General features: G+C 57.5%; 15 protein-coding genes and 1 tRNA gene. 5 read left to right on the top strand and 11 right to left on the bottom strand.

Translation table 11 applies throughout. The features are described from left to right. Positions 1-68 precede the first annotated feature (68 nt). A complete protein-coding gene (locus CWB41_RS04960; protein WP_245411166.1) occupies positions 69-689 on the top strand; it encodes a YggS family pyridoxal phosphate-dependent enzyme in 621 nt (206 codons plus the stop codon). Positions 690-865: 176 nt separating this feature from the next. Here CWB41_RS04960 and CWB41_RS04955 read toward each other — a convergent pair whose 3' ends face one another. The 3 genes from CWB41_RS04955 to CWB41_RS04945 form a co-directional block, all read right to left on the bottom strand. After that, a complete protein-coding gene (locus CWB41_RS04955) occupies positions 866-1285 on the bottom strand; it encodes a DUF3597 domain-containing protein (RefSeq protein WP_115835304.1) in 420 nt (139 codons plus the stop codon). 75 nt (positions 1286-1360) lie between these two features. Beyond that, on the bottom strand, positions 1361-1831 hold the full coding sequence (locus CWB41_RS04950; RefSeq protein WP_115835305.1) for a hypothetical protein: 471 nt from the start codon (positions 1829-1831) through the stop codon (positions 1361-1363). Positions 1832-1851: 20 nt separating this feature from the next. Then, entirely contained in the window at positions 1852-2319 is a 468-nt protein-coding gene (locus tag CWB41_RS04945) for a L,D-transpeptidase family protein (protein WP_245441068.1), read from the bottom strand. A gap of 200 nt (positions 2320-2519) precedes the next feature. Here CWB41_RS04945 and CWB41_RS04940 point away from each other — a divergent pair, with 200 nt between their 5' ends. Together CWB41_RS04940 and CWB41_RS04935 are read left to right on the top strand one after the other, a co-directional pair. Further along, the gene (locus CWB41_RS04940) at positions 2520-3206 is read left to right on the top strand and encodes a response regulator transcription factor (protein WP_115835306.1); all 687 of its coding nucleotides are present in this window, start codon (positions 2520-2522) and stop codon (positions 3204-3206) included. A gap of 77 nt (positions 3207-3283) precedes the next feature. Beyond that, complete coding sequence (locus CWB41_RS04935) at positions 3284-3742, top strand: cyclic nucleotide-binding domain-containing protein (protein ID WP_115835307.1); 459 nt, start codon at positions 3284-3286, stop codon at positions 3740-3742. A gap of 48 nt (positions 3743-3790) precedes the next feature. On the opposite strand, the gene msrA is transcribed toward CWB41_RS04935, so the two are convergent. Beyond that, positions 3791-4447, bottom strand: coding sequence for a peptide-methionine (S)-S-oxide reductase MsrA (gene msrA / locus CWB41_RS04930; RefSeq protein ID WP_115835308.1), 657 nt, complete (start codon positions 4445-4447; stop codon positions 3791-3793). 98 nt (positions 4448-4545) lie between these two features. Beyond that, positions 4546-4869 (bottom strand): hypothetical protein, encoded by a 324-nt coding sequence (locus CWB41_RS04925; RefSeq protein WP_129396409.1) that lies wholly within the window; start codon positions 4867-4869, stop codon positions 4546-4548. Between the two features lie 184 nt (positions 4870-5053). Between CWB41_RS04925 and CWB41_RS04920 the strand changes: the two genes are divergently transcribed. Beyond that, positions 5054-5143: transfer RNA gene (locus CWB41_RS04920), tRNA-Ser, on the top strand. Positions 5144-5409: 266 nt separating this feature from the next. Here the strand turns inward: CWB41_RS04920 and CWB41_RS04915 are convergent. The 6 genes from CWB41_RS04915 to CWB41_RS04890 all read right to left on the bottom strand — a co-directional run bounded on the left by CWB41_RS04915 (position 5410) and on the right by CWB41_RS04890 (position 13017). Next, complete coding sequence (locus CWB41_RS04915; RefSeq protein ID WP_129396408.1) at positions 5410-8091, bottom strand: GAP1-N1 domain-containing protein; 2682 nt, start codon at positions 8089-8091, stop codon at positions 5410-5412. A gap of 2 nt (positions 8092-8093) precedes the next feature. Beyond that, positions 8094-8966: a TRAFAC clade GTPase domain-containing protein gene (locus CWB41_RS04910; protein ID WP_207206630.1), complete on the bottom strand. Its 873-nt coding sequence runs from the start codon at positions 8964-8966 to the stop codon at positions 8094-8096. After that, positions 8963-9853, bottom strand: a complete 891-nt coding sequence (locus CWB41_RS04905; protein ID WP_245441091.1) for a TRAFAC clade GTPase domain-containing protein — start codon at positions 9851-9853, stop codon at positions 8963-8965. Before CWB41_RS04905 ends, CWB41_RS04910 begins: the two co-directional genes overlap by 4 nt. 105 nt (positions 9854-9958) lie before the next feature. Then, positions 9959-10987 (bottom strand): GTPase-associated system all-helical protein GASH, encoded by a 1029-nt coding sequence (locus CWB41_RS04900; protein ID WP_129396407.1) that lies wholly within the window; start codon positions 10985-10987, stop codon positions 9959-9961. Between the two features lie 4 nt (positions 10988-10991). After that, positions 10992-12317 carry a metallophosphoesterase gene (locus CWB41_RS04895; RefSeq protein WP_115835314.1) on the bottom strand — a complete coding sequence of 442 codons (1326 nt, stop codon included), beginning with the start codon at positions 12315-12317 and terminating at the stop codon, positions 10992-10994. Between the two features lie 274 nt (positions 12318-12591). Then, on the bottom strand, positions 12592-13017 hold the full coding sequence (locus CWB41_RS04890; RefSeq protein ID WP_115835315.1) for a hypothetical protein: 426 nt from the start codon (positions 13015-13017) through the stop codon (positions 12592-12594). Between the two features lie 1253 nt (positions 13018-14270). Here CWB41_RS04890 and CWB41_RS04885 point away from each other — a divergent pair. Next, the gene (locus CWB41_RS04885; RefSeq protein ID WP_115835520.1) at positions 14271-20228 is read left to right on the top strand and encodes a DUF3320 domain-containing protein; all 5958 of its coding nucleotides are present in this window, start codon (positions 14271-14273) and stop codon (positions 20226-20228) included. Position 20229: the final 1 nt, after the last annotated feature.

Genomic DNA, 20229 nt, shown 5'->3' with positions numbered 1-20229 from the left:
GCGTGGCGGGAGAAAATGTTGAGCCGCAACAAGGTGCTGTAACGCGGCTCGGGGAAATCCGCGACCGTATGGGCCGGGCAGAAGCAGACGCCGGCCGGGAACCCGGCTCGGTGACGCTCGTCTGCGTCTCCAAGACCTTCGACGCCGAGGTCATCCGGCCCGTGATCGTGGCGGGTCAGCGTGTCTTCGGCGAGAACCGGGTGCAGGAGGCTTTAGGCAAATGGCCGGCGCTGCGGGCCGAGACGCCGGGCATCGAGCTGCATCTCATCGGCCCGCTGCAATCCAACAAGGCGCGTGAGGCGGTCCAATTCTTCGATGTCATCGAAACGGTCGATCGCGACAAGATCGCGGTCGCGCTCGCCAAGGAAATCGCGGCCGTGGGACGCGCGCCAAAACTTTATGTGCAGGTCAATACCGGCGCCGAACCGCAGAAGGCGGGCATCCTGCCGGAGCAAGCGGACGACTTCATCGCCTATTGCCGCAACGATCTGAAGCTCGATGTTTCGGGCCTCATGTGCATCCCGCCAGTCGAGGAGCAGGCCGCGCCGCATTTCGCTCTGCTCAACAAGATCGCCGCGCGCAACGGAATCAAAATCCTGTCGATGGGCATGAGCGGCGATTTCGAAATCGCCATCGAACTTGGCGCGACGCATGTGCGCGTCGGCAGCGCAATTTTCGGCGCGCGTTAGCACGTCATGGCCGTGCTTGTCACGGCCATCCACGCGATGACGCTGCTACGTTATCGCAATGGTTTCAGCGATGTCCCGGCGTGGATGGCCGGCACGAGGCCGGCCATGACGGCGTGATTAAAAGCGACCAACGCCATCGTCTTATGCGCTGAATCGGAATCCGTTTCCGCATGCTCTCAGTGCTGCAGATCGGCCGGCACTTTGCCGCCGTTCTTCACAAGTTCGGCGATCACCTGCTTGTGCAGCCAGATGTTCATTGCCGCCGTGTCGTGCTCGTCGCCGGTATAATGCAACTCGGTGGCGAGCGCGCGGCGCGCCGTCAGGCTGCTGTCGAGATTGAGCACTTTCAAAAGATCGACGATCGAATGTTTCCAGTCGAGCCTCTCGTGATGCTGGGCGGCGAGCGAGGTCAACACCACGTCGATATCGACGGGCGCAGCCGGCGTCGCCGAGGCGCCCGGTGCAGGGCTGGCCGGCGCAGCCTGAGGCGCTGCCGGCGCGGGCGTGGAGGGCGTTGCCTGCGCTGTTGGCGAGGGCGTAGCGGAAGCGCCGCCGTGGCCCAAGATCGTGGAAACGATGCTGCCGAGAATACTCATTCTGTCTCTCCGGTTACGCTGTCCTATCCTGCGTAACGTTTATGACGAAGGAAAGTCTTCAGGCTGTGCCAATCTTCACTTCAGCGGCTTCCAATATTCGCTGAAGAAGCCGCGCGAATCGACCTTTGCGACGGGTGCGCCCGGTGTTGCGATGCCGTTGACACAGCGCCAATTGTAGATCGTGTCATGGCCGGTCGCGACCATCGGGATGAAATCCGAATTCGGATTGTCCCCGCACCAGGCCGTCGCGCCGTCGAGACTCTTGCTGAGATTGGCCTTGCCGCATGGCAGGTTGGCGCCGACGTTGCAGAGCTTCACTTCGCCGTCGGCGCAGCGATAGAACGTCGTTTGCACGGCCTCGGCACCGCTCAAGTTGAACAGATGCTTGATCGCGCCGGCGAGCGAAGACGGCGCCGGGTGCAGCCGGTCGTCGTTGACGATATGCGCACAATACGCGCGCGGCGCGGCGGCGTGTGCGCCAGCGAGCGGAAGAACAAGCGCGATAACGCAGGGCGCTGCACGGAGGCCAATATGAAAAGCGCTCATCTCTCGCTCCTAAAATGACTCTATCTTTTGACGATCAACACGGCGTCGCGTGCGAGGCGCGGCAAGAGTTTGCGCAAATCCTCAGGGCGAAGCGCAATGCAGCCTTCGGTCGGGGCGAAACCGGGCCGCGCGCAATGCAGAAAGATCGCGCTGCCGGCGCCTTTGCGCCGCGGCACAATGTTATAATCGAGCACGATGACAAGATCATAGAGCCCGTCATCGCGCCATAAATCCTCGTGCCTCGCGGTGATCGGCAGATGCACAAGCCTGTTGTAATTCCCTGAGTTAGGATCGTCGCACCAGCCGAGAGTTCGGTTAACGGGGGAAAACCGCAGCGCTGTCCGCGGGCGTCGGCCGATTAACGGCTTGAAAAAGCCGTCAATCAGCCGAAAATAACCGGCAGGCGAAGCATGGTCGCCTTCGCGCTTGCGGTTGCTGATACCGGCTGCCCCAATCGCGCAGGCGATCACCGTTTGACCTGCATGCAAGCGCCCCCGCGCTCCCGCTGCATATCGCGGCACTGCGGTTGCGACGATTCGGCTGATCCGATCCGCCGCGCGCTTTGGCTGTATGAGGCCTTTGTGGGGTTTTGCCAGATGCGTCGAGCGGGACGTCCGCGGTTTCGGGGGCGTTGTCACGAATATTTGTCCGAACGCCGCTGCGGCGGCAGGAAAGCATAGGACCAGCCATGACGCAGGTTCGCAAGATTTTGATTGCGGATGACGACGAGGAACTTCGCGGCGAGCTTGTCGAGCAGCTTGCGCTGCACGCCGAATTCGAACCGGCTCATGCCGCAACGGCCGGCGCGGCGCTCGCCGCGGCGCGCGACGGCGCACCCGATCTCATCATCATGGATGTCGGCCTGCCCGACATGGATGGCCGCGAGGCGGTGCGCCAATTGCGGAACGAGGGTTTCAAGAATCCGATCATCATGCTCACCGGACATGATTCGGAGGCCGAAACGGTCGAAGGGCTCGAAGCCGGCGCGAATGATTATGTGACGAAGCCCTTCCGCTTCTCTGTGCTTCTCGCGCGCATGCGCGTGCATCTGCGCCAGCATGAGGCGAGCGATGATGCGATGTTCCGCATCGGCCCCTTCACCTTTCAGCCCGGTTCCAAACATCTTATCAGTGAGAAGGGCAGCAAGCTGCGGCTCACCGAAAAGGAAACGGCGATCCTGCGCTTTCTTTATCGCGCCCGTCAGTCGGTGGTGACGCGCGACGTGCTGCTGAAGGAAGTCTGGGGCTATAACGCCAATGTCACGACCCACACACTCGAGACGCACATCTACCGCTTGCGGCAGAAGATCGAGCGCGATCCGGCCAAATCGCAGCTTTTGATCACCGAGGCAGGCGGCTATAAGCTCTTGCCCTGATCGCTGATGCGCGAAGCTAATATCGGCCCGGAAAGCTGCAGACTTTTCGGATTGGCTCAATCAACCGGACGGTAATCATGGCCCGTGACGACGATCTCCATGATCTCACCCGCCATCCGGTTCTCGCCGCCCTGGAGCCGGAGGCGCTACGCTTCCTCCTGCGCGAAGCCTCGCAGCGAATCCTGCGCAGCGGCGAAATTCTCTTTCGTCGCGACGAGCCTTCCGATGGCGGTTATTTTCTGCGCTCGGGCTCCGTTGTGCTCGAGGCCACTGAGCCGGGACGCGACGAGAAGATCGTGCGTCCGCCGACGCTCATCGGCGAAATGGCGCTGATCGCGCCGACACGCAGGCCGGCGACGGCGGTGGCGCGCGAGCCGTCGGGTGTTTTGCAGATTCCGCGCAGCCTGTTCCAACGCGCGCTCGCCGAATCGCCGCGCAGCGCCGAGCGCTTGCGCCGGCTGCTTGAGAAGCGCCTGCACGGCTTCGCGCAGGAGCTTAATGCCCTGCGCGAATCCGCCTTTGAAGATCATGATTGAGGCATCGGGTTCGTCCGAAAACCGCTTCGCGCTTTTCGGTCCGATGCTTTAAGCCGCGACGCCGGTGCCGATCTGGCAGGCAACGCCGGTGCCGCCGAGGCCGCAATAGCCGCTCGGATTTTTCGCCAGATATTGCTGGTGATGATCCTCGGCATAGTAGAACGGGCCGGCCTCCCGGATCTCAGTCGTGATCGGGTCCAGTCCCCGCGCCTTCAAGGCTTCGCCATAGCTCGCTTTCGAGGCTTCCGCGGCCCGATGCTGCGCTTCGTTCGTGGTGTAGATGACCGAACGATATTGCGTGCCGACATCATTACCCTGACGCATGCCCTGGGTCGGATCATGCGCCTCCCAGAAGGTCTTCAGCAAAGTCTCGTAGCTGATTTCCCTGGGGTCGTAGGCGACGAGCACGACTTCGGAATGGCCGGTCTTGCCGGAGCAGACCTCCTCATAGGTCGGGTTTGGCGTCACCCCGCCGGCGTAGCCGACGGCGGTGGTGAAAATGCCCTTGCCGAGCTGCCAGAACTTGCGCTCCGCGCCCCAGAAACAGCCGAGGCCGAAAATAGCGAGCTCGATCCCATGCGGGAACGGCGGCTTCAACGCATGCCCGAGGACATAGTGCTTTTCCGCGGTGGGGAGTGGATAGGGGCGGCCGGGCAGGGCCTCGGCGGCGGTAGGAAGAGTCAGGGGTTTGCGGAACGAGAACATAATGACCTCCGCGATTTTGCTTGTTCAGAAATGGGGCGCGGCGAAGCCGGAAACAACACCCGGAAAGCCATACGCAGCACCCGCCCGCGGCGTTACGTCTATTCGCGGTTGGAATAGCCGATTTTGGGCCGCCGCTTCTGCGCCGCCAGCAAAACCAGCGCGCCGAGCGCGCCGGCGACGAGCGAGGTCGGCGCTGTCAGGAGATGGACGATCAACGGGTCCCAGACAAAATGCGGAACGTGGTGCTGCAGCTCGGGCTTCAGGGCGGCATATTTCTGCGGCGAGAGCCAGGCGAGCGTCTGCGCCAGCGGCGTCAGGGCCAGCGCCCCGCCGGCGATGCTGCGCGTGCCGTCGATGACCAGCGCCGCGAAGGCGCCGGCCAGAAGCAGCAGGCCAAGGAGACGAAGAACGAACCGGAACATGAAAGACCCGAGCCGCGAGCCGCGTGGCGGAAAGGTACCATCCTCAAGATGCGCCGCGAATTCGACTGAATTATGCGCGCCACGCCACTGCGGCAACGCTGCTTGCGCTCGGGCCTTTGCCGACTATAGTGCGCGCCAATCGTAATTGCTTGGCGGCTAGCCACCCGCCGCGGGCGAGACGAGAGGAGGGGTGGCCGAGTGGTTGAAGGCGCACGCCTGGAAAGTGTGTATACGGGAAACCGTATCGCGGGTTCGAATCCCGCTCCCTCCGCCAAATTATGTTATTTCACCATATATATCAATTAATTATACATATCGCGAATAGCTATGTACAAATCTGCGCACGTACGGAATGCAGTAAAAGCTGTTTTCCTTGTCGCGGGTTGCTCGACCCCGCGGCGGCCGATTTTAAATTATCGCTCGGAAGCCGGCGCATATTCCTTGAAGCGCCAGCCCGAGCCGAGCCAATTCCCGGAAATCAGGAAGACCGCCGCCTCGCAGCGCTGCGCTGGCGCGGATGCCTCGCTCGGGCGCAGTCTGCTAGTCCAAATCTTCGACGTTTGGGTGTTCGGAGAAGGAAGTGATCGCGTTTCGAACAAGCTGCTTTAATTGTTCATCGAGTCTATTCGCGTCATCCCAAATCTCAGCAACATAGCTGTTCCCTCCACGAGTTCGGCTGAGTAGTCGCAGAACCTTTTGATCAATTCCGGCGTTCAGAGCCGCAAGCATCAGATTAGAGGGCGGCCAATCAGACGACATGAACGTTTCCACGAGCTCTTTCCGCGCGGTTTTTGCTCGGTCCCAATCGGTAAAAAACGTCAATGGCAAGAGCAGCAGTGACGGGATGAGTCCAAAATCGCTCCCGCCCTTTGAGGCTAACAGCTGCCGATAGACAGGCGCGAACGAGACGACAATTAAGCTGCTCAGCGGGCGGCGCGGATGTCGGAGGGCATAGGAGAGAATCTCAATTGATGCTCGAAGGTACGCCTCGGGCGAGTCCGCGCGCGACTCTTCAATCAGACTAGCCCACTGACTATAGGTGCTTTCGCTGAAACCGTGGGTCCCTCGGGAAATGAGCTGATTGGTCAGGCGATCGACGCGAGAGGCCACCTTACGGCGGATCGATATAGACGACGAGGAGACTGCGGCAATGTTCGCGGCAATCCGGTTTACAGTAGCGCGGGGTTGCGTAAGAAGAAGAGCCAAGTCACTAGAATCTACTTCACTTGCCGTATCTGCAAGGATCAAACTTACATCGATAGTGCTGTTGGCAGGGAGTTCGCCGAGACTTCGCCTCAGCAGATCTGCGGCGATCCGACCTTTTTCTGGATACGAGAGGTGTGGATACACCTGCAGCGCACTGGTAACGAAAGTCAGCGCGTCCAGCCTACCAGATAGCAATAGTCGCGCGATTTGAGGGGCGTGCCCGGCGGGTTCGGCAAGAAGAGTATCGAGCGCCATAGAGACAGATCTCTCATCTCGCCGAAACGATTGAAGCGATCCGTCATCCGCTCGGTCCACAATCTGTCCAAGAATGGAGCGTCCCCGCCCAGGCGGCATATTCGACAAAAGCCACGCGACGTCCTTGGCTTCGAGCCGAAGCGTGCCGAGGAGGAATCGGTCCGCGCCAGCTCCGGGCGGCTGGTCAAGGATCGCCTCGCGGAGGTCCCGGAGCGCGTCGTCTCCCCGCGCCGCCGCCGTCAGCGGCAGATCAAACTCCTCGACTTGGAAGCTAGTTACCCTCCCGATAGTACGCACCGCGGCGGCCAATTCGCCGTCCTTCAGTTCCGTCAGAAGGGGCGGAAGCAAAGGTGCGTGCTCTGCTGCGTCGAAAGTTGGAAGGAGATTGCGGCGCGCGCGCCTGATCAGATCCGCATCAGGCGCCTCAAATGCGTTGACGGCTGCCTGGGTCCAGCGTTGAGAACAGTCCCGAATCGCTTTGGCCAATGAAGAAGAGAAGCGCTTGCTGTAGGCGACGAGTTGGAGGAGAGGTAGGCGGCCGACCTCTATCGGTTCAAATGCGGATTTAGAGCAGAAAGGTGAGTGAGAAAGGCCGTCCCCAATACCCGCGGCGAGCACGACGGGAAGTTTCCGTCCCTGATCCTCCAGCTCTTTCAAAAACGAGACCGCCTTGTCGGGGTGAGCAATTGCCAATTGGGCGCTGGAGTCACGCAATTGTCGAAGCAAGGTCGGGCGTGGCGGCTTGTCTGAAAATTTGCCCAGAAGATGGAGATAGAAACGCCATACTTCATCGGGCGCAGGCTGCTTCGACGCGAGGCTGATAGCGTTCATTACCAGCGGTTCGAGGCGAGCCAGCGCCTCGGCGGGACGAACGCTGTGCGAGTTCAAAATATCCAACATTCCAAGAACTGCGTTTGGCGTTGTTCGAGCCCGTGCTTGCAGCTCTCGCCACATCAGCGAGAGACGAAGTGCGCCTTCGTCGCCGACCTGATCGCCGTTGAGAATTTCAAGTTCATCCCACGTTCGCAAACTGGGCCGGGGATCTACAAAGACCTCCTGTACAAGATCGGCTGTCCATCGGTGCCTAGCTTCAGGCGGTCGACTCGCGACTTCAATGCGGCGACCGCCCCAGTCGCTGAATCGATTCCGAGCGTCGCGTGGAGCGAAGACAAGATCGAAATCCTTACCTTTTAGTGTTCGCGGCGCTGAGCACCAGGTACTTGTCGCAAACGTCCGTCGTCGACTTGGCCACAGCGCCGTTAGGACGCGAAGGGTGATGTTTTCAGGATCCGGTGAATCAAACATCACAATGGGGCGTCGGCTCTCCAGAAAGAGTGCTTCGACAAGTTCAGACAAACGTTGGTCACGGACGGCGCCGAAAGTTTCGTTCCCTTCTGGCAATTCGATAGGAAGTAGAGCATCCGGCTGAGACGGATGCTTTATAGCGCGTGCGAAGGCAGAGGCAGAACTCGTCCGCTCCCACATATCCATGGGAATGAAAAGACTACGTGTCCGTACACATCCTGCGCGCGGCGCTTCCAGGTCCTGCCAGGTCCGCGCGACAACATAAAATCGTTCGCTCGGAAGTGGGTAAGTTGTGATATACGGGTCAAAAGTCTCACCGGGCCGCAGCGGGCCCGCGATATCGGAGAGTCGGTCGACAAGATCTTGGTCGTTGCGAGCTAGGTTGACTGTTCTGCCGAGCAGTCCGTGCCCGCTCTGGTAGCCATGCACCTGCTGCTGGATTGCGGCATTACTCATCGTCAGGGCCGGTTACTTCCGATTACCCAGGCTATAGGAGCGGTAATATCCTTTTCTACTCGTTGGTCCCTCCCGGCGCCGGTAGTGACGAAGCCTGACTCTTCCCCCTTAAGAAATCGCTCTTTGAAAGCCGGGTCGGCGAAATCCCCGCCCAGCGCGCTAACACCAAACACTGCCAACTCAAGACGCTCCACATCATCTAGGCGCCCCGCAAACATCGGATATTCATGTCGAAGATAAGCGACTGGGCCTTTGGCCGCAGTCGACGCATCCAGTAAATCCCAAGCAGCTACCACGATCGCAACCCGAGGGCGTCTGCCGCCCTTTCTATTAGGCAAGGTCAATTCTAGAAACCGCAGTAGCTCGCAAAGAGCAACCTGCGTTGGAAGGCTTCTTGCCCTCTTCTCATCGGCGGCGGTGAATCGAGTGACCATCAGCAGGCGATCGGTTGTAACCCAGTCCAGCGGGCTGACATTCTCCTTTGATAGTACCCGTACGAACAGGATTGCGCCGGCGGCGGCATTGAGCTCTTCCATCCACTCGGGAGCAATCTCTGTTGTTTCAACCGCAGTCTTCCAAAGCTCTCCAGTAATATCGGGGACCACAATTTCCAGCAGTGCGCTGTCAGGCGGGTTATTTAGCTTGACCGAAACGGAGAAGTCTCTGCGACTTTCCTCGATGTTCTTATCGGATCGCGGCGCAAACTGCCCCCGCGATTGGAAGGCCAAGGCCTCCTCGACGTAGGTTATTTCGTCAGGAAGCGCAGGTGCCGAGATCTGTCCTTGACCAACGCGGAGGTCGTTCCACAGAGCGGCTAGATAGTTGGTCTTCCCAGAATCTGGCCAGCCAACCATGACAATCGAGCCCTTGGTCATCGAGCACGCCTCATCGAGGTGTAACGAAGGATCGATCGGGCCTCTAGAGACTGATCTATGTCAGGCCAGAGCTTGGGCGGCTGCCTCGGTGCGCCGAGAGTCTCGGAAATAAGATCGGCTATCCCGAAACCGGCTGCGGTCAAGCCGCCCCTGCGCCTGAAGGATGCAATTGAGACGACTGCTAGATCGATCCCCTTCCGGGCGGCGGATGCTTTTAATTCCTCGATATCCCGTGCATTCGGCTCGCCGGAATCGCGGTGCGAAAGAACGAGAAACACGGGTACGGGCCGATTCATAAACGTGGCTGCCCGAGCCAAGAGTAAATCGAGCCGCCGTAAGGTTGTAAGACGGCTCTCAAGGGATGCTAATTGGCGTCCATCCGCCATGATCCAAACGGCATCCGCTGCCTTGAGGAAATTTAGTCGGTCGGTGCGGTTGCGGTCAATGAGGGTGTCGGACCATTCGCCCGGCAGGTCTGGTAAGAGGAAGTCGAACGCCTCGCCATCCTTGCTGCGCAGGCGCAGGTGCAAGAAACCAGCCTCTCGGTCGTCGGCTAACTTCGTGTGCGAAGTCATTTGCTCCGGCGGGGCACCGTCGTTCCAGCGTCGTGCGCCTTGCGAAATCTCGTTTAGTGCCCTGATTGTGCGGCTATCGGCGAAGTGGAATCCCGAAAGCTTGTCTCGTGCCAGCAGCATGAAGAGGCTGGCAATTGAGGCAGTCTTTCCGGCATCAGGGGCCCCGAGGATCCCGACGATATGGCAGTATCGGCCCGACATAAGCTGAGCTGCTTCAGCCATGCTCATGGTAAGGCTAGATGGAAATCGCGGTTTTTCCGCGGGCGCCAAGAGGGGCGGGGCCGTCGCTTCGCCATCGCTCAAAATCCCCATCACCGGAGACTCGAGTCGGTTCGGGCAATTGTCGGGCGGATTATTCTCCAGGCAAACCCCAGTTTCGGCGAAGGTGCACTCTGGAATACGGCATCTTTCTGCCATTTAAACTTTTGCCCCAGGAAGAAGACCGACGATATGGAGCAAGCCGGCTTCAAGAAGCGCGCGAACCGCCCAATCCTCAAGCGACAACTTCTCCGCCGGCCCTTTGGCTGCTTGTCCCTGATCAAGCGCCGCGAGTAGGCCAAAGACTTCGGGAAATTTTCGAACCGAGGCATTCTCATAAGTCGATGCGAAGATCTCACGGTTGGCGCCGATATTTTCGATGAGCCCGCTGAGCGTTAGAGGCGGATGTTGGCGAACGTGCCTAAGGACAATGTGCTTGTGCGCTTCCGCGGGGATTCGCCGAAGTTTTTCAGCCGCTTCGACCCCCGCGGCCAATGCGGCTACAGGCGGAGACAGGGTTGATAGCCGAGCTTCCGCGAGGGTGCTGTAGTCGCTAAGAGCCCACCAAAGAAAATCGATCTCCTCTCGATCCAATATCGCATTCTCTTGCAGCGCATGGATGGGTGGGTTGATCGCCGCCGTCAACTTAGGGGCGGCGTCGGCCGAGTCTTGGGCGAACTTGTCGAGTTTGATATCGTCGACCACTAGCCGTTCCCGCGATCGGGCTGCGCTTCTCAAACAGAGCGACCGCGCGTTGCCGAGTAGCTCCGACCTTAGGGCCTCAATCTTCGGCTCGGCACGAACCGGCTGAAATCCGAGCGCGAGCCAAGTTGAGAAAGCCAACAAATCGTAAATCGAAATGCTGGACCTATCCGGCTCGGCGCCAGCGATGACCTTGTCGAGAGCAAGCATGGCCAAAGCCAGCAGCTGGAGTTCATTTCCAGTTCGGACGAAAGAGGTGCTCTGTTCCCGGACAGCGGCTTCGACCAGCACCGTCAAGCTCTCAGGCATCGATCCACCCTTCAGGCATGCATTCGCAATGCCTTGCACGATCGAAATGAGCGCATCAACGTCGTTGTTTTCGATGAATTTATCCGCGAGATCATCTACAATAGCTAAGCGTTTTGTGACAAAGTCATCCGAAGGGTCCGGTTCAAAGATGCGTACGTGTGTTGCGACGTCAGCCATTCGCTTAGCTTCTCCCATCGTGATCGCTTGAGATCACCCAATCGATTGCCTGTGAAAGTTCATGCAATCTGTCAGCGCTTTCAAGTTGATCGACGACTTGGCGTTCGATGCCATGAGACAGATCCTCCGACCAATCGGAAGGAAGCGCGCCCAACCGAACGAGAACTCGCACCCGCTGGCCGGGGGATAGGTCGCGGAAAAACCGCAACAATACGAGAGCGAATTCGTCAGACATTTGTTCGGCTTCGGCCTTACTAGCTTGCTCCTCATGCGTCGACCTATCTGACAAATCAGGCTCTTGCGCGCCATGGCTGTCGCATGTCGAAACGTCGGCGAGGGGCGCACCAAAATTCGGACAGCGAAGAATAAATGTTGGTCCTTTACCTTGGAGAGGTGAAGAGTCTTCCGTGAAGTTCTTCTTGCTATCCTGCCAAGATCGAGGGTGAACTGTCACAAGCAACTTCTCGCCCGAAGGGTCGAGGTCAAACTCGATGATGTTATAGATATAGCGCAGGGTTTCGGTCGAGGGGGGGACGGTCGCTCCAGCGGCCAAGATTAGGAGATCGCGACCATCTTCAGTAGACTCGGCCGTCACGGCAGGATTGTGCTCGTGGCCAGTGATGAGAACTCGAGCGCGATTTCGGATATAGGCTAGAGCGTCCCGTCCATCTTGGAGCCATGCCATTGGGTGGTGCGCCAAGACAATTATTTCTTCGCCATGCTGTTGAGGTAGAACGCGCTGCTTTGCGCCCACCACCAAACGACCTTCTTCATTTTTGCCTTTCGAGCAGGTTAGCGCGGTATTGAGGCCAATAAAGCGAAGCGTTTTGCCGTCCCTGAGGGGCACAGGCTTGTCGCCCGCGAGCCCGCCTTTGCCATCGAGAGCGCAATTATATGCCTCCGCGAAAGGTATATAGGCAGCGAAGCGGGCGTAAAGTATCTTTCGATCGTTAGGATTTGCGAGGCATTGATCGAGCGTTGGCTCGCCGTCGTCTGCAATTTTTTGAAGCAGCAGTTCGACGGCGTAAGAGATTTCGGAACGGTCGACATCGTGGTTGCCAGGCACCAAATGCACGGATGGCTTCTGGCAACCAACGGCCACCGTCATTCGGTCAAGCCACTTCCCAGCTTCTCTGTATTCTTCGGTTTTTCCTCCATAGGCCACGTCGCCGCTTACCAGTATGCCGTCGGCAGGATATTTATTTAGCGCGCGGAGGACTTTTCCCGCGTCTTCGATAAGTCGCTCCCTGACGTCGTCGTTTACGTACACCTCGCCGGCGCGCTTTTCCTGACCGAAGTGGATGTCGGAGATGTGGACGAAGGTAGGCATCGGCTCCCCAATCAGAAGTTTACCATAGCCGATGTCTAACGGCGCCGCGAGAGCGGAGGCTGAGCCTCAAGCTAAGATCTGGTCTGAATCGGGAAATCCGCTGCCCAGGGCGAGGTGACTGGAGTGCCGCCAGGGCTTGGCAAGCCGAACTCGGCCACTTTCCCGACGCCAAGCGCGGCATGACAAATCGCGTGCGGGCGAACCTGAATTATCTGCTAGGGAGTGGGGATTGGTGCGGAAGGAAGGTGACAGGCTGAGCGCCAAATGGTCGCTTCTAGGGTGGGACTGAGACCAAATCGGCGGCTTCAGCCCTTCGGCGTATCTCGATTACTTTACCGGGGTTTTGCTTCCAATAATCGCAAGCACCCGGCAATTTTGCCTTTGTCATACCGGCATCGGCGGCGGTTCTCGCCAATTGGCTGATATCCCATTCTTGAAACCCCAAAGACTGAGCATCATCCCATAGGAGTTCGCGCTGATCGCCTATCATTCCATCGATCGCACCTTCGTCAGGAAAGACTTTGCAGCCAAGCGCAAAAAAATCGTTGGTGACTTCCTCTGAGAAATTGGCCCGTGCGATCCTGACTTGATAAATCTTCGACTGCTTCGTGCTAGCGGCATATGGGTCGGTCCATCCCGATTGGGCCATCGCTGGCGAAATAGCGAAGAAAAGATAACCGAGCGCGAGATAGCGGCGCATTGGCGACTCCCCTCTGGTGATCGGGGAGTTGAGAAGCCGACACGAGGAAGGCCGCACACGCCTTTAGGCTTTCGCCCTATTGCATAACGTATGCCTCCCCGACCATGGTCGAGGAGTGCTGTTGCGGCCGCACTAAGACGCCGCTCGTGTCGGGGTTCTCACGCCCCAGGACGGATAAGCCGTCCATGAGAAATAGTTCGCATAAGCCGCGGCGTTCTACAATAGGTGAGAGGCCCTCTTGCTCCGGCTCAGAGGGCGATCCCGCCTGACCACAATTTCCTTAACCTCAGCAACTGTGTGCCCGCGCTGACTTTCACGAAAATGGCCTTTTATGTTAATGATTACAACTATTTGGGCTTTAATGGGGAGATACCAAAAGGGCGCGGTTTGGCATTCCGCGTCAGAATAAATCTACATAAAATATTCCCTCTGACAGAGCTGAGGAAAGCTGTCAGCGAATAGTCGTAACCGGCGATGCAAAACATATCGGAATTTTTATGCCTTGAAGCAATTTTGGTCGGCTCGGGCGCATCGCGTACGATTTTCGGAACGCTTCTTGATCATTGCCAGTGATAGCTGCGCCGAGCGCCGCACGCTCGATATAGTGGACGCGCAAGGAACGTTGGTCAGTCGACGCAAATGCCGGAAAAAACGAACAATGATCCGTCAGACATCGTCAACCTGTCTGTATTTAGCAATGCGCGTATAGGGCTACGGTCGATCTAACCAAATGAAATAATTAATAGACACTCGGAGATCATCTCCGCCGTTGGTTCGCGCCGTCAAAATCTTAGCGATCCCCGCATTGCGCGATTCGACTGCGTCGTTCGTGCTGCAAGCATGAAACCTCGTTATGACCGGCTTGGGCCGGAAGCAGCAAGTCCGGTCTGCGCATCTAAAGGTTAGAAGCGGATGCGAAAGATCAGGAAAGAAATCTTACCAGGCTAAATTCCAAAAAAACGATGTCCAAAGTCACTTGCGCGGCCCATGATCCCAGCAAAGGCTGTGCCGGACAGAAAACGAGGCACTTCTTGCTGGATTTCGAAACTGCTGCCTCGAAGAGGGGAAAGGCACCGAAAGTCGGTTGCGCGGACACATGCGCCGAAAGTCCGGCGAAATTTTTTCCCCTAAGCTACTGAAATGAAAAAATTTTCTTGTCGCGTCAAAATCCGGCTGATTGTATGGTACGTCGCAATAATTTACTTTCCGATTTAAGCCTGCGGGGTCTAAGCTTGACCATCGCGGGAGCGCGGATGACGGGCCTTAACGAAAACATTTACCTCGCGGGAGATGATGTCGCGCCAGCCGTGACAATCGATGCTGATATCGCGCACTGCTTTACATACGCATCTTACCAAAACGCTGTCCCTGTTATCCGCTCTATAAGTCTTACTGGATCAGCCGCGGCGAATTTCGAAGGTTGCACACTTGAGCTGACGTCCGCGCCACCCTTCTTAAGGCCAAAGACATGGACCATCGATCGAATAATCGCTGGCGATGTTGTCCGCTTGTCCGATCGAAAAGTCGATCTCGATGCAAGCTATTTGGCAGGTCTTAACGAAGCTGAACGTGGTGAGATAACACTGCGATTCATCAGTAAAGGCGCTGTCGTTGCAGAGCAGCGTAGATCTGTACGTCTGCTCGCGCGCGATGAATGGGGCGGCGTAGCTGACATGGCCCAGCTATTGCCGGCCTTCGTCATGCCCAACGACCCTGCGATCGCATCGCTACTGCGTTCAGCCGCCGATAGGTTATCAGCTCACGGTCAGCCAAGTGCTCTGGATGGCTACCAATCGGGAGATCCAAAACGCGCATTCTTCATTTCGGCGGCGATCTATTCAGCTATTGCAGAGATGTCGCTGTATTACGCTGAACCGCCTGCTAGCTTTGAGAGTCGCGGGCAAAAGGTCAGGCGTCCAACAACCATCGACGCGGAGAAATTAATTACCTGCCTCGATTCGAGTCTTCTCTTTGCTTCCGCGCTCGAGGCGGCGGGCCTTCACCCTGTAATCCTGATGTTTCAAGGCCACGCCGCGGTTGGCGTGTGGCTGGCGCCTCGAACTTTCGCAAACACAATCGAATCCGACCTCATGGAAGTGCGAAAAGCTTTAGCTTCCCGAGAATTGATCGGCATCGAAGCAACCAGCATCGCGCAACGTCCTCCAATGACCTTCGAAGGGGCGCGGCGCGCTGTGGAACACCGCTTTTCTGAAGACCAAACATCGAATTTCATAGCTGCAATAGACGTCCGTCGGTCGCGAAGCACCGGCATTACGCCGCTCGCGTCGCACGAACCAATTCGAAGGGCCGCAACATCCGAGATCGTCAACGCGGATGTTACAGTGCCTTTACCCGGCGCCCCGCCAGTGATCGAATTGCCCATCGAGATCGCTGAAGTCAAGCCAACTACGGCCGCCGGTCGGATAGATCGTTGGCAGCGAAAACTGCTCGATCTGACACTTCGCAACAGGCTCCTAAATTTTCCAGACTCCAAAAAGACAATACCCTTTCTTTGCGGTGACCTGGGTTATCTGGAGGACCGGCTCGCGAGCGGTGCTTCGATACGCATCATTTCCCTTCCAGAACAAAACCCACTGGGAGAGCGAGACCCAACGATATATCGCGAGGTCCATGGGCGCGATCTTAATAGCGGCTTCGCCGCCGAGGCGCTGCAGCGGGACGAGTTATCATCGACATTGGACGCCCGTCAGTTGGAAGCCAGGCTCGTCGAGCTCTATCGTCAGGTGCGCAACGACTTCGCTGAGGGAGGAACCAACACTCTGTTTCTGGCCGTCGGTTTCCTACGCTGGAAGAAGAAACCTGGAGATGTAAAGGCCTATCGAGCGCCCCTGTTGCTTGTGCCAGTTACATTGGTGCGGCGTAGCGCCAGCTCACAATTTACTCTGCAATTCCACGAAGACGAACCGCGCTTCAATGCAACCCTTTTACAGTTTCTAGAGCGCGACTTCGACCTGCGTTTGCCCCAGTTCTCCGGCGCGCTTCCAATGGATGACGCAGGTGTCGACGTACCCCGTCTACTAGTCATGATGCGGCAAGCCGTCCGTGACGTTGCGGGAATGGAAGTGGTGGACGAGACGGCCTTATCGACCTTTTCGTTCGCGAAATTTCTCATGTGGAAGGATCTCGTCGAACGTACAGAGGCGCTTCGAGAGAACCGTGTCGTCCGACATCTTATCGATTCTCCTGAGCAAGCATTTCCGAGTGACAACCAAGAGAACGCGTTCTGCGATGAGCGAGATCTAGATCGGCATTATAAACCAGAAGATATTGTCTGCTTGTTGCCTTCGGATTCATCGCAGACTGCGGCGATCGTCGCCGCAGCCGAGGGGCGTGACTTCGTGATCGTTGGACCTCCTGGAACCGGGAAGAGCCAAACGATCACAAATATGATCGCCAATTGCCTCGCCGTCGGTAAGACCGTGCTTTTTGTTGCCGAGAAGACCGCCGCGCTTGACGTCGTTTATCGCCGATTGTGTGAGCATGGTCTTCGTCATCAATGTCTTGAACTGCATTCAAACAAGGCGGACCGCCGTCGGTTTTTTGCCCAGCTGCGAGGGTCTTGGGAAAGCACATGCGATGCCGGCAATTCCGAGTGGGTCACGATCAACGAGCGTTTGAGAATACGTCGTGATGAACTGAACGCCTACGTCGAGGCGCTGCACAGGCGCTACAACAACGGCTGGACGCCCTACCGGGCAATGGGCATTGCGCTCAAAGGTCGGGACAAGGATGTGCCGCAGCTATCTTGGTTTTCCCTTGATGCCCACGATCAGAACGCGTTCTCCGAACTTGATCGGCTCGCCAGCGACCTTGGATTGACTTTTCAATCGGTAAAAGTGCGTCCCGCCTTAAACATGGTGGACGTCGCGGAATGGACATCGAATTGGCAGGACCGCCTTTTAGCTGGGACTCACTCGCTTAGAGCGGCAGCTGAGACTTTTGGCAACGCGATCGCTGCGTTTCTTGTGAGTGTTGGCCTACCTCCGAAGCAGGACGCATCCCAGGGGGAGATTGATTCACTTTGTTTCTTCGCCGCCACGTTGGTGGAAAGCGCCGGCCACGACCTCATGATCGCGTTTGACCGCGATTTCGAAAAGCTGCGCCCAGCCCTGGCATCCTTGAAACAAACCATAGGAACCGGCCTCGACGCGAAAGAGCGATTGCAGGCCACCTACAACATTTCGAATCTCGGAAGCCTTGATCTGGATTCCGTTGAGCAACAGTGGAAACGAGCAACGAATGCCTACTGGCCGAATTCAATGCTCGGAAAGCAGAAAGTAAAGAAGTGGCTGCAAGCCTTGGTAACGAATGGCCAGCCCGACCCTGATAACGATTTACCGCTTCTTCGCGTGATCCGGGATTGCCAAGCCGCTATCGCAGGTAATCTGCTGGCTACAAAATCAATCCCGATCGCCGGTTTTGACACCAACGTCGCCTACCTGGAAAATATCCTGAATCTTTCCGATCGGATGCGCGCCGCTATTCGACTGCCTAATCGGAATCGGGAGGAAATGAGGCTTGTACTTCAGGCTATCCTCCCCTTGCTGCGCGGTGACATTGATTCCAATCAAATACGTGCATGCGCCGAGAGGTTGGTCGCCGCAAGAGGTAGTTTCGTTTCAGAGCAAGAGGAATTTGCCAAGCTCGCGGGGAAATCTCCTGTCGCAACTGCAGAAGACAGGCCCCTCGCGGCGCTGTTTAGTGCGCTCGACGATCTGCGAGGAGTTCGCCATCTCCTGCGCGATTGGTCGACCTGGTGTCGCATTCGCCGACGCGGCATCCAGTTCGGCCTGGGTTCTATCGTTACGGCGATCGAAACAGGTGTTCTAGCGCCTGGCGACGCACAGGAGGCGTTTCGACTTGCTTATGCTCGTTGGTGGCTGCCGAACGTTATCGACAATGACTCAGCCTTGCGAGACTTCCATCGCTTCCAACACGAGAATGCAATTTCGGATTTTAGAGAGATCGATGACCTGGTTCGAGCTTGCGCAGCACGGCGCGTCATTCGCGCGATTGCTCACGGCTTACCCTCAGTCCAAAGCGTGCCCCGGAACTCAGAACTCGGGCTCCTGCGCCATCAAATGGAACTTCAACGGCCCAGCCGTTCGATCCGTGAGATGATCAGCGCATTGCCGAACGCCTTTCCGAAGCTCGCGCCCTGCATGCTGATGTCTCCAATTTCGATCGCGCAATATCTGCCTCCGGGCCAGGCTTTGTTTGATGTCGTTATTTTCGATGAGGCGTCCCAGATCACCACTTGGGATGCGGTCGGGGCGATCGCGAGAGGGCGCCAGACGATTATTGTCGGCGACCCGAAACAATTACCGCCAACAAACTTCTTCGGAAGAAATGACGAGGACGATGATGCCATCGAATACGAGAAAGATCTTGAGAGCATTCTGGACGAAGCCAAAGCGGCAGGCATTCCTCTGAGAGATCTACGTTGGCATTACCGTAGCCGGAGTGAATCCCTCATCGCTTTCTCAAACTATTATTATTACCAGAATAGACTTATTACCTTTCCCTCACCGTCGGTCGACGACCGCGCCGTTCATCTCCGGAAGCTCCCGGATGGTGTCTACGACAGAGGCAAAAGCCGAACTAATCGCATTGAGGCCGAGGCGGTTGCGGCGGAAGCCGTCGCGCGGATGAACGCATGGTTGAAGCTCGGTGAAAAGGCCCGTCCGACACTTGGCATTATCACTTTCAATGCGCAGCAGCAGTCACTCATCTTGGATCTTTTGGATCAGGCGCGCAGGGCTCAGCCAGAGTTAGAATGGTTCTTCGCCGAAGAGCAACGGGTTGAACCGACGATCGTCAAGAATCTTGAGAACGTTCAAGGAGATGAGCGCGACGTCATCTTATTCTCAATTACATTCTCGAAGGACCAAGCCAACAAGCGCCTCATGGATTTTGGTGCGCTGAATCGCGAGGGAGGTGAGCGGCGTTTGAATGTGGCCATCACCCGAGCGCGCCAGGAGCTTATCGTCTTTTCCGGCTTCACAGCCCCACAGATCGATCCTGCGCGAACAAAATCCACTGGTGTTCAGCACCTTAAGGCATTTCTGGATTACGCCGAGCGAGGCGCAGTGGCGCTTCCCGCCCAAAGCGAGGGATCGGTTGGGGCGTTCGATTCACCTTTCGAAGAGGCCGTCGCCTCCCAGCTCGAGCGAAGGGGCTGGATGATAGTGCCCCAAGTTGGCATTTCAGGGTTTCGCATCGACATCGGCGTACGCCACCCTGATCTCGCCGGCGCCTATCTCGCGGGCGTTGAGTGCGACGGTTTCACCTATCACAGTTCAGCCACGGCCCGTGACCGGGATAAGCTCCGCGAAGAGGTGCTACGGGGCTTGGGATGGAACATTTTACGCGTCTGGTCGACCGACTGGTGGTTCGACTCAGATTCCTGCGCGCAGCGCCTGCACGGAGAACTGCAGGAAATCCTTCAGAAAAGCAGGGAAGACATATCCTTGGAGAGCTTCGATGGCGCAGCAGCTGAAGCCGCGGCGGTTGAGACATTCGGTCCTTCAGAACAACCCACCGCCGAGGCCTCGCCGACTCTAGTTAGGACTGAACTGATCAAGGCCTCACCGATATCAGCTGCAACATCCGAGAATGACAGAGAGCCGGTCGCGCCTCCGCCCGAGCACTCTGTCGAGGCCCAGGCAACAAATGTGTATCGAATTACCGATCTTTCAAGCTTTCGCGCGGAGCCCGAACGATTTCACGATTTTGATTATCGCGCGACGCTCAGAGCGATGATTCAAGCAGTCATCGATCAGGAAGCGCCTCTAAGAGCGGACGTCCTTGCTCAACGCATCGCGCGGGCGCACGGCTGGCTACGCACGGGAGGCAAGATACGCGACCGAATCGACCTTCATTTACGTGAGGTCGATCTCACTTCGGAGTCTAGCGGGGATTTCGTCTGGAAGAAGGGAAGTGTCACAGAATTATTGGATTACCGATCGCCGGCGAGCTCCTTGGCTCGCCGCGCGATTGCCGACATCCCGCTCGCAGAACTCACTGCAGCTATCCTGGCCAACAGAGAGGTCCTCGATGAGCCCGATCCGGCGATCGAGCTGGCACGCCTTCTTGGCGTTGAGCGGCTCGCAGCCGCGTCACGCGCACGTCTTGAGGAGGCTCTAGGCCGCGCTCGCGCGCACGGGAAAGGGACGGAGCGAACGAGATAGC

Source organism: Methylovirgula ligni, from assembly GCF_004135935.1.
GTDB lineage: Bacteria > Pseudomonadota > Alphaproteobacteria > Rhizobiales > Beijerinckiaceae > Methylovirgula > Methylovirgula ligni.
Note: the sequence above shows the minus strand (reverse complement) of the source record. Positions and strands in the feature narration are given on the sequence as shown.

Excerpts from the sequence above, each read along its gene's own strand:
- CWB41_RS04960 (WP_245411166.1), top strand. The coding sequence starts at position 69 with ATGGGCCGGGCAGAAGCAGACGCCGGCCGGGAACCCGGCTCGGTGACG.
- CWB41_RS04955 (WP_115835304.1), bottom strand. The coding sequence starts at position 1,285 with ATGAGTATTCTCGGCAGCATCGTTTCCACGATCTTGGGCCACGGCGGC.
- CWB41_RS04950 (WP_115835305.1), bottom strand. The coding sequence starts at position 1,831 with ATGAGCGCTTTTCATATTGGCCTCCGTGCAGCGCCCTGCGTTATCGCG.
- CWB41_RS04940 (WP_115835306.1), top strand. The coding sequence starts at position 2,520 with ATGACGCAGGTTCGCAAGATTTTGATTGCGGATGACGACGAGGAACTT.
- CWB41_RS04935 (WP_115835307.1), top strand. The coding sequence starts at position 3,284 with ATGGCCCGTGACGACGATCTCCATGATCTCACCCGCCATCCGGTTCTC.
- msrA (WP_115835308.1), bottom strand. The coding sequence starts at position 4,447 with ATGTTCTCGTTCCGCAAACCCCTGACTCTTCCTACCGCCGCCGAGGCC.
- CWB41_RS04925 (WP_129396409.1), bottom strand. The coding sequence starts at position 4,869 with ATGTTCCGGTTCGTTCTTCGTCTCCTTGGCCTGCTGCTTCTGGCCGGC.
- CWB41_RS04915 (WP_129396408.1), bottom strand. The coding sequence starts at position 8,091 with ATGAGTAATGCCGCAATCCAGCAGCAGGTGCATGGCTACCAGAGCGGG.
- CWB41_RS04910 (WP_207206630.1), bottom strand. The coding sequence starts at position 8,966 with ATGACCAAGGGCTCGATTGTCATGGTTGGCTGGCCAGATTCTGGGAAG.
- CWB41_RS04905 (WP_245441091.1), bottom strand. The coding sequence starts at position 9,853 with ATGGGGATTTTGAGCGATGGCGAAGCGACGGCCCCGCCCCTCTTGGCG.
- CWB41_RS04900 (WP_129396407.1), bottom strand. The coding sequence starts at position 10,987 with ATGGCTGACGTCGCAACACACGTACGCATCTTTGAACCGGACCCTTCG.
- CWB41_RS04895 (WP_115835314.1), bottom strand. The coding sequence starts at position 12,317 with ATGCCTACCTTCGTCCACATCTCCGACATCCACTTCGGTCAGGAAAAG.
- CWB41_RS04890 (WP_115835315.1), bottom strand. The coding sequence starts at position 13,017 with ATGCGCCGCTATCTCGCGCTCGGTTATCTTTTCTTCGCTATTTCGCCA.
- CWB41_RS04885 (WP_115835520.1), top strand. The coding sequence starts at position 14,271 with ATGACGGGCCTTAACGAAAACATTTACCTCGCGGGAGATGATGTCGCG.